Below are 6859 nucleotides of genomic sequence, written 5' to 3' on the forward strand. Positions count from 1 at the left end.
CAATCCTGCAGAGGGCGACCAGCGCTCTTCCATCCCCAAACCCCGATCAGCGCAATGCAACAGAGCCCTGCCGTAACTGCTGCGTCAGCCTTTTTGGCACCCTCAGTGATCCAGAGCGGAACGTCCGAATCAGCCAAGGCCGCTCTTGCGCTTGGCGGTACATCCAGCACGGCCGTTGAGCCCTCCGGCGTTTCGTACTTGACTGGCCTGCCTTTGGCATCGACCCGTGGCTTCGAAGACCGGTACTGACTCCCGGCCTTCCGGCCGTCCACACCCCAGATCGGCACCAAGAGTCCAGGGACTCGCTGCTGCGCAGCTCCGTATCCAAGAGCGGCCAGCTCGCCACGGCTCTGAATCGACCGGTATCCCCTGCCACGCCTCACCTTTTTCGAGATTCCACTTTCTACAAGTTGCCGCTTGTGATCTGCAGTGAGCGCTTCCTTCACGACGAGGTCCGCTCGCGCCAGTAGCGCTCCAGGTGAGCCGGGGCGGGCGCGGGCGTGAACCCACGTGGGCGCTTCGCGCTCGCGCCGTCCTGCAGCCAGCGGGTCACTTCAGTCAGCCGAAACCGAAGAGGTTGCTTTTGACTAGCTCGTTGGAGAGCCGCCAAGTGGCCGTACCTCACCGCCTTGCGAATCTTCGTGTCCGAGCAGTTCGCCTTCTCGGCGGCTTGAGCCAGCGTCAAGATGCGGTCGTAGTCAGGGATGGTGTCTTTGCGTGCCATGGGTGTGCTCCTACCTAGGAGCAGTGCCACGCTGCCGCAGTCAGCCGGTCAGCGTCGCACCACTCAAGTGGTGTGCTGACCGGCTCGACGTCCGGGGAACCTTCGGCAGCCTCAGGCTGACTTACTTGCCGGTTCTTTCCCTAGATTCGCTGAGCAGCTCGATGTCTCCGGTGCAGCCCCCAGGGCGCCCTTTGAACCAGCGGTTCTGCTCCCACCCTAGTACGGTCCGGCGCACCTACGGGAAAACAACCTTGAGCAATTTCGCCCAAGGATCTCTGGGTCATGCCGACCCGGTCATGGCGAGTTTTTGGTCTCGCGAAGCGGGTGACACATCTGCCGACAACGGAGTCCTTGGAACTGCAGCGATTCCTGACGCCTAAGCTCGTCGATGCCGGGCGACGACCCTCCGCTCCCAAAGCGGATGCGCTACCAAGCTGCGCTACATCCCGTGGTCGGGGCGAGTCTAGTTCCGCCGGGGGCCGCCCCGCCGATCGCCTGTGGCATCATGGTCACGCTGCGCGAGCAGCATCGCGGATGTAACTCAATTGGCTAGAGTCTCTGCCTTCCAAGCAGAATGTTGCGGGTTCGAGTCCCGTCGTCCGCTCCACGCCGAAGGCGTCCCTGGACCGCCGGGCTCATGGGCCCACCGGTCGCGCCGAAGGCGCCCGCTGGGGACCGTCGTCCGCTCCACGCCGAAGGCGTCCCTGGACCGCCGGGGCGTCACTCCAGGGTGACGACGACGGAGTCGTTGCCGGGGTCGCCACCCTCGGCGTCCAGCAGCGACACCGTGAACTCGGCACCGGGATGGTGCATGACGTCGAGCTGCAGCACGTCGCCGGACGACTCGAGCACCGTGGCCCACGGCAGGTCGATCATCAGCATCGTCTGCAGGTCGGGGTGCACGATCATCGCGTCGACGCCACCCTCGCCGGCCATCGCGATCTCGGTGCCGTCGACGACGTCCGCCATCGGGATCGTGACGAGCGACCAACCGGGGTACTCCGGGTCGGGCGCCACGGTGATGGCCTGCGCGTCGATCCGCGGGTCGACGGGATCGACCGGATCGACCGGGTCGACCGGGGCCGTCGGGGTCGGGGTCGGCGTCGGCGTCGGTGCGGGTGCGGGCGCCTGCGTCGGCCTGGGCGCGGGGGTGGGTCGCGGGTCGGCCGTGGCCGGCGCCTCGGAGGGGACCGGGGGCGGCGGGACGACCGGCGGTGGCGGCACGACCGGCGGGTTCGCCGGGGGCGGCGCGGTGGCGGTGGTGGACGGCCCCGCGGCCTCCTGGTCGACCTGGCGACCGTCGAGGGCCCGCTCGCCCACGAAGCCCGCGACGCCCAGCACCGCGATCAGCGAGGCGACGACGAGACCACCGGACATGCCGGCGCCTGACGCGCTGCCGGCGGCTCCCGCAGCGGCGCTCGCCCCTGACGCCCCGCCGGCCGCGCCGGCCAACCCTGCGACGCCCATGGCCCCGACCGCCCCCACGGCCCCCGGCACGCCGGACCCGAGGGCGCTGACGAGCGTGGCGTCCCCGGCCAGGAGGCCTCCGACCTGCTCGCTGCCGGCGACCAGCAGGACGACGGCCGGCAGCAGCCAGGCTCCGAGGCGGACCGACATGCCCTCCAGCTCGCGAACGGCCTCGCGGCACGCGTCGCACCCCTCGAGGTGCGTCTCGACCCGGCGGACGCTGCGGCCCGACGCACGGCCTCGCACGTAGGCGGCCAGCAGCGGCGCGACCTCGAGGCACTCCGGGTCCTCCCGGACGCCGAGGTGCTCGGTGAGGTACGCCTGGCGCAGGCCCTCGCGCGCTCGCTTGACCAGCGCCGCGACCGCGTTGGGGCTGAGCCCGAACAGGCGTCCGATCTCGTCGTAGGGGACGTCGTCGACGCTGGCGAGCCACAGCACCGACTGCCAGCGCTGCGGCAGCGAGGCGAAGGCCGCACCGATGACTCCTGCCTCGGCCCGCGCGGTGGCCCCGTCGTCGACCGACAGGAGCGGCTCGAGGCGTTCCTCGTCGTCGACCCAGACGTGACGCACGCTGGACCGGAGGTGGTCGACCCAGACGCTGTTGACGGTGGCCGACAGGTACGCCCGGAAGGTCGTGCGGGGGCCGGCTCCGCGACGCAGCAGGGACAGGATGCGGACGAACGCCTCCGCCACGAGCTCGGGCGCCATGTCGGACCCGCCGAGCCGACGGGCCATCCCGAGCGCCGCGCCGTGGTGGCGGTGGTACAGCGCCTCGAACGCCGCATCTGCGTCGTCGTGGTGCTCGCGCACCTTGGTCAGGAGAGCCGCGTCGTCAAGCGTCGCCAGCTCCGTGTGGTCTGCGTTCACTCGCCGGCCTCGCGCTGGTCGATCGGCGCCACGAGGTAGACGACGTCGCCCGCGGTGCGCGGCCCCGACGCCGAACGTCGCTCCGCCTCCGCGGCGAGCACGGCCGCGAGCCCGTCGCCATAGGGTCCGAGCAACGTGATGCGGTTGCTGGCCCGGCTATGGCACACGACCACGTGGGGGTGGTCGAGCTCGCCGACCATGGTCTGGATCAGCCGTTCCCGCAGCTGCTCGACCCGGGACGCGGGGTCGCGGTCCTCCTCCGGCCAGCTCATGAGCTGGCTCCGGTGCCGACGAGGACGACAGCGGCAGCAGCGACCGACGCCAGCACCCCGGTCACGACGACGACGGCCACGCCGGGCACGGCCGACGGCCCATCGGCGCGCGCCGTCCGGTAGGTGGCGACGGTCGCGCGATGGCGCGGCTCGTACGTCTCCCCGTGCTCGGTCATCCTGCTCCTCCCAGAGACAGCCGTAGTACGGCCATACCTACTGAGACGCAGATCGGCGCCGAACATGACGCGAAACGCGAAAGAAACCTTTTCCCCGCCGAAGAATCGCTGGGACGTCAGCAGCAGCGCGGCTCAGGCGCGGCGGTCGAGGATCAGCACGGCGCGGTCGTCGCCACCCTCGGTGACGAGCGACAGGATGCGGCGCGGGGCGCTCTCGAGCCCGGTCCCGGCGATCGTGCCGGCTGCCTCACGCAACCAGTCGATGCCGGCCCCGATGTCGCGGGTCCGGGACTCGACGACGCCGTCGGTGTAGAACATCAGGGCGTCGCCGTGGTCGAGGCGGCCGGTCGTCTGGTGGAACTCCGGACGTTCCGCGATGCCGAGCGCGAGGCCCCGGGCGCCGTCGACGATCCACTCCCCCGACACCGCGTCCCAGCGCATCGCCGGGGGGTGACCCGCGTTGAGGATCGAGTACTCGCCCGTCTCCAGGTCGACCAGGACGTGGACCGCCGTGGCGAAGCCCTCGTCCCAGTGCTGCCGCAGCAGGAAGTCGTTGGCCGCCGCGAACAGCCCGATCGGGGGCAGCGCGCCGATCAGGCCACCGAGGGCGCCCGCGAACTGCAGCGACTGCGAGCCGGCGCTGACGCCCTTGCCACAGACGTCGACCAGCACCATCTCGAGCCTGCGCTCGTCCGACGACAGGTTCGCGACCAGGAAGTCTCCCGCGAAGTTGATGCCGCTCGCAGTCTTCATCGCCGACTGGCTGCGCCACCCCTCCGGCAGCGGCGGGACCTTGCTCTGCGACTGCAGGCGGTCGCGCAGGTCGACGAGCATCGCCTGGCCGAGCGGCCCCGGAAGACCCGAGCGCTGGCGGCTCGACTGGTACAAGATCACCGAGATCGAGACCGCCATGAGCACGATGGAGGTCGTCCGGGCCGTGGTCAGCGCCCCCTCCGTCACGACCGTGATCGTGCCGAAGACGATGGTCAGCGACACGAGCGTCACGAGCGGCCAGAAGCGCAGCAGCAGCATCCCGAGCAGCAGCGGCACGTAGAACCCGCTGATCGGCATCCGGTTGTAGTCGTAGAGCGAGACGAGCAGGAACGCGAGGTCGAGCCCGACGATCACCGCGAGGACCTTGAGCTGGCCCTCCCGTGTCCCGCTGCGCCAGCGCACGACCGTGTCGTTCACGTACTCACGCACGGCGCGCAGCGCTCCACGGGCCGGACTGATCACGGTGCGACACTATCGGCGCACTGGCAGCCGGGGCACCAGAACAGCCGACGCGAGTCGAGGTCGGTCGTCGCGACTGGCGTGCCGCAGACCCAGCACGGCATCCCGTCGCGGCGGTAGACGTAGACCTCGCCTCCGTGGTCGTCCTCGCGCGGCGGCCGGCCCATCGCCTCCGGCTCGTGCTCGGGTCGCACCGTGTCGATCCGGTTCCGCTCGACGCCGACGCGCATCAGCGCCACGAGGTCGTCCCAGATCGCCTGCCACGTCGCCAGGTCCACGGCCGATCCGGGCAGCATCGGGTCGACGCCGTGACGGAACAGCGCCTCGGCGCGGTAGACGTTGCCGACGCCGGCCAGGACCGACTGGTCGAGCAGCAGCGCCGCGATCGGACGCGTCGACCGGCGCAGCCGAGCGAACGCGCGCCCCGGGTCGGCATCGGCACGCAGCGGGTCGGGTCCGAGCCGCGCGATGACGGCGTCGACCTCGCCCGGCGTCACGATCTCGCACACCGTGGGACCGCGCAGGTCGGCCGTGACCGGGGCGCCCGAGCGTGCCGAGGCGGTCAGGCGCCACCGCACCTGGCCGACGACGGCGTGCCGCGACCCCGGGGTCAGCCGGAACGAGCCGTACAGGCCCAGGTGGACGTGCACCTGCCACGGGACGTCCTCGACCGTGACGAACAGGTGCTTGCCCCACGCCTCGGAGGGCCCGAGCGTGCGCCCGTCGAGGCGACCGGCCGCGAAGCGCCCCTGCGGGCTGCTCGAGCGGACCCGGCGGCCGGCGAACGCCTCGGTGAGGTCGGCGGCGAGGCGGTGGAGCGTGTGCCCCTCAGGCACCCGCGCCGTCGCCCGGGGCGTCGGCGAAGGAGCCCGTCTCCTCGTAGCCGAGCAGGAGGTCGATGCGACGCTGGTGACGGGCCTCGTCGCTCCAGGGCGTCGTCAGGAACGTCTCGACGATCGCCGTGGCCTCCTCGACCGAGTGCATGCGGGCGCCGACCGAGACGACCTGCGCGTTGTTGTGCTGACGGGCCAGCGAGGCGATCTCGGTGCTCCAGGCGAGCGCGGCGCGGATGCCCTGGACCTTGTTCGCGGCGATCTGCTCACCGTTGCCCGAACCGCCGATCACGATGCCGAGCGAGCCCGGCTCGGCGGCGACGGCCTCGGCCGCGGCGACGCAGAACGGCGGGTAGTCGTCGAGCGCGTCGTAGGCGAAGGCGCCGTGGTCGACGGGCTCGTAGCCGTTCTCGGCCAGCCAGGTCAGCAGGTGGGTCTTGAGCTCGAAACCGGCGTGGTCCGCCGCGACGTGGACGCGCATGGGACCAGTCTGTCAGGCGTCCGCCGACGTCCGGTCACGGGCCGGGAGGCGGGCGTCGAGCACACCGGCGACCATCGCGACCGTCGTGCGAGCCGCGTCGAACACCTCCGGCTGGCGCCAGAACGAGTGCAGCATCCCCAGCGCGCGGTAGCCCACGACCTCGACGCCGGCCTCCGCGAGCGCGGCCGCGTAGGCCTCGCCCTGGTCGCGCAGGACGTCGTGCTCGGCCGTGACTACCAGCGCCGGAGGGAGGCCCGCGAGCTCGGCCCGCAGCGGCGAGACCTCGGGCAGGTCGCCGAGGTCTCCGGGCGCGTACGCCTCCCAGAACCACGTCATCGACGCGGCGTCCAGCGCGTCGTTCTGCTCGGACTCCATCGGGGCGCGACGGTCCGTGACCGGGTACAGCAGGATCTGCGCGTCGATCGCCCGCGGATCGCGGACCGCCAGGCCTGCCACGAGGTTGCCGCCGGCGGAGTCGCCGATCGCGGCCAGCCACGAGGCGTCGACCCCGAGGGTCGTGGCGGTGGCGCGCAGCCATGCGGCTGCCGTGGCGACGTCGTCGAGCGGCGCCGGGTACGGGTGCTCGGGAGCGAGCCGGTAGTCGACCGACAGCAGCGCGAACCCCGTCGCGTCGGCGAGGTAGCGGCAGAACGGGTCGTGCGTCTCGACGTCGTGCAGGGCCCAGCCCCCGCCGTGCACGTAGAGCGCGACGGGCGCCCCCTCACGCGGTCGGTACAGCCGCGCCGGGACGCCGCCCGCGTCCACGTCGACGACGTGCTCGAGGTGGACGCGCTCGGCGACCGGAG

General features: G+C 71.6%; 9 protein-coding genes and 2 tRNA genes. 1 reads left to right on the forward strand and 10 read right to left on the reverse strand.

The window, feature by feature from the left end; all coding sequences use genetic code 11:
• The 3 genes from ABD127_RS19075 to ABD127_RS08935 form a co-directional block, all read right to left on the reverse strand.
• A partial coding sequence (locus ABD127_RS19075; RefSeq protein ID WP_425545819.1) for a DUF3854 domain-containing protein occupies positions 1-446 on the reverse strand: 446 nt, incomplete at its 3' end.
• A complete protein-coding gene (locus ABD127_RS08930) occupies positions 443-724 on the reverse strand; it encodes a helix-turn-helix domain-containing protein (RefSeq protein ID WP_344200189.1) in 282 nt (93 codons plus the stop codon). The genes ABD127_RS08930 and ABD127_RS19075, both read right to left, overlap by 4 nt.
• 352 nt (positions 725-1076) lie before the next feature.
• Positions 1077-1171 (reverse strand) — tRNA-Pro (locus tag ABD127_RS08935).
• Positions 1172-1254: 83 nt separating this feature from the next.
• Here ABD127_RS08935 and ABD127_RS08940 point away from each other — a divergent pair.
• Positions 1255-1331, forward strand: a tRNA-Gly gene (locus ABD127_RS08940).
• A gap of 113 nt (positions 1332-1444) precedes the next feature.
• Here the strand turns inward: ABD127_RS08940 and ABD127_RS08945 are convergent.
• From ABD127_RS08945 to ABD127_RS08975, 7 genes are all read right to left on the reverse strand, one after another.
• The gene (locus tag ABD127_RS08945) at positions 1445-3058 is read right to left on the reverse strand and encodes a sigma-70 family RNA polymerase sigma factor (RefSeq protein WP_344200192.1); all 1614 of its coding nucleotides are present in this window, start codon (positions 3056-3058) and stop codon (positions 1445-1447) included.
• Positions 3055-3330, reverse strand: coding sequence for a hypothetical protein (locus tag ABD127_RS08950; protein WP_344200195.1), 276 nt, complete (start codon positions 3328-3330; stop codon positions 3055-3057). Before ABD127_RS08950 ends, ABD127_RS08945 begins: the two co-directional genes overlap by 4 nt.
• Entirely contained in the window at positions 3327-3506 is a 180-nt protein-coding gene (locus tag ABD127_RS08955) for a hypothetical protein (RefSeq protein WP_344200198.1), read from the reverse strand. Before ABD127_RS08955 ends, ABD127_RS08950 begins: the two co-directional genes overlap by 4 nt.
• A gap of 132 nt (positions 3507-3638) precedes the next feature.
• Positions 3639-4742: a PP2C family protein-serine/threonine phosphatase gene (locus ABD127_RS08960; protein ID WP_344200201.1), complete on the reverse strand. Its 1104-nt coding sequence runs from the start codon at positions 4740-4742 to the stop codon at positions 3639-3641.
• Entirely contained in the window at positions 4739-5575 is an 837-nt protein-coding gene (locus ABD127_RS08965; RefSeq protein WP_344200203.1) for an Fpg/Nei family DNA glycosylase, read from the reverse strand. The genes ABD127_RS08960 and ABD127_RS08965 overlap by 4 nt, the downstream gene beginning before the upstream one ends.
• Entirely contained in the window at positions 5568-6053 is a 486-nt protein-coding gene (locus tag ABD127_RS08970) for a ribose-5-phosphate isomerase (RefSeq protein WP_344200206.1), read from the reverse strand. The genes ABD127_RS08965 and ABD127_RS08970 overlap by 8 nt, the downstream gene beginning before the upstream one ends.
• Before the next feature lie 12 nt (positions 6054-6065).
• Positions 6066-6859, reverse strand: a 794-nt coding sequence (locus ABD127_RS08975; RefSeq protein ID WP_344200209.1) for an alpha/beta hydrolase, incomplete at its 5' end; no start/stop codon positions are given.

Origin of the sequence: Aeromicrobium alkaliterrae (assembly GCF_039529015.1) — a bacterium.
In the GTDB taxonomy this organism is placed as follows: domain Bacteria; phylum Actinomycetota; class Actinomycetes; order Propionibacteriales; family Nocardioidaceae; genus Aeromicrobium; species Aeromicrobium alkaliterrae.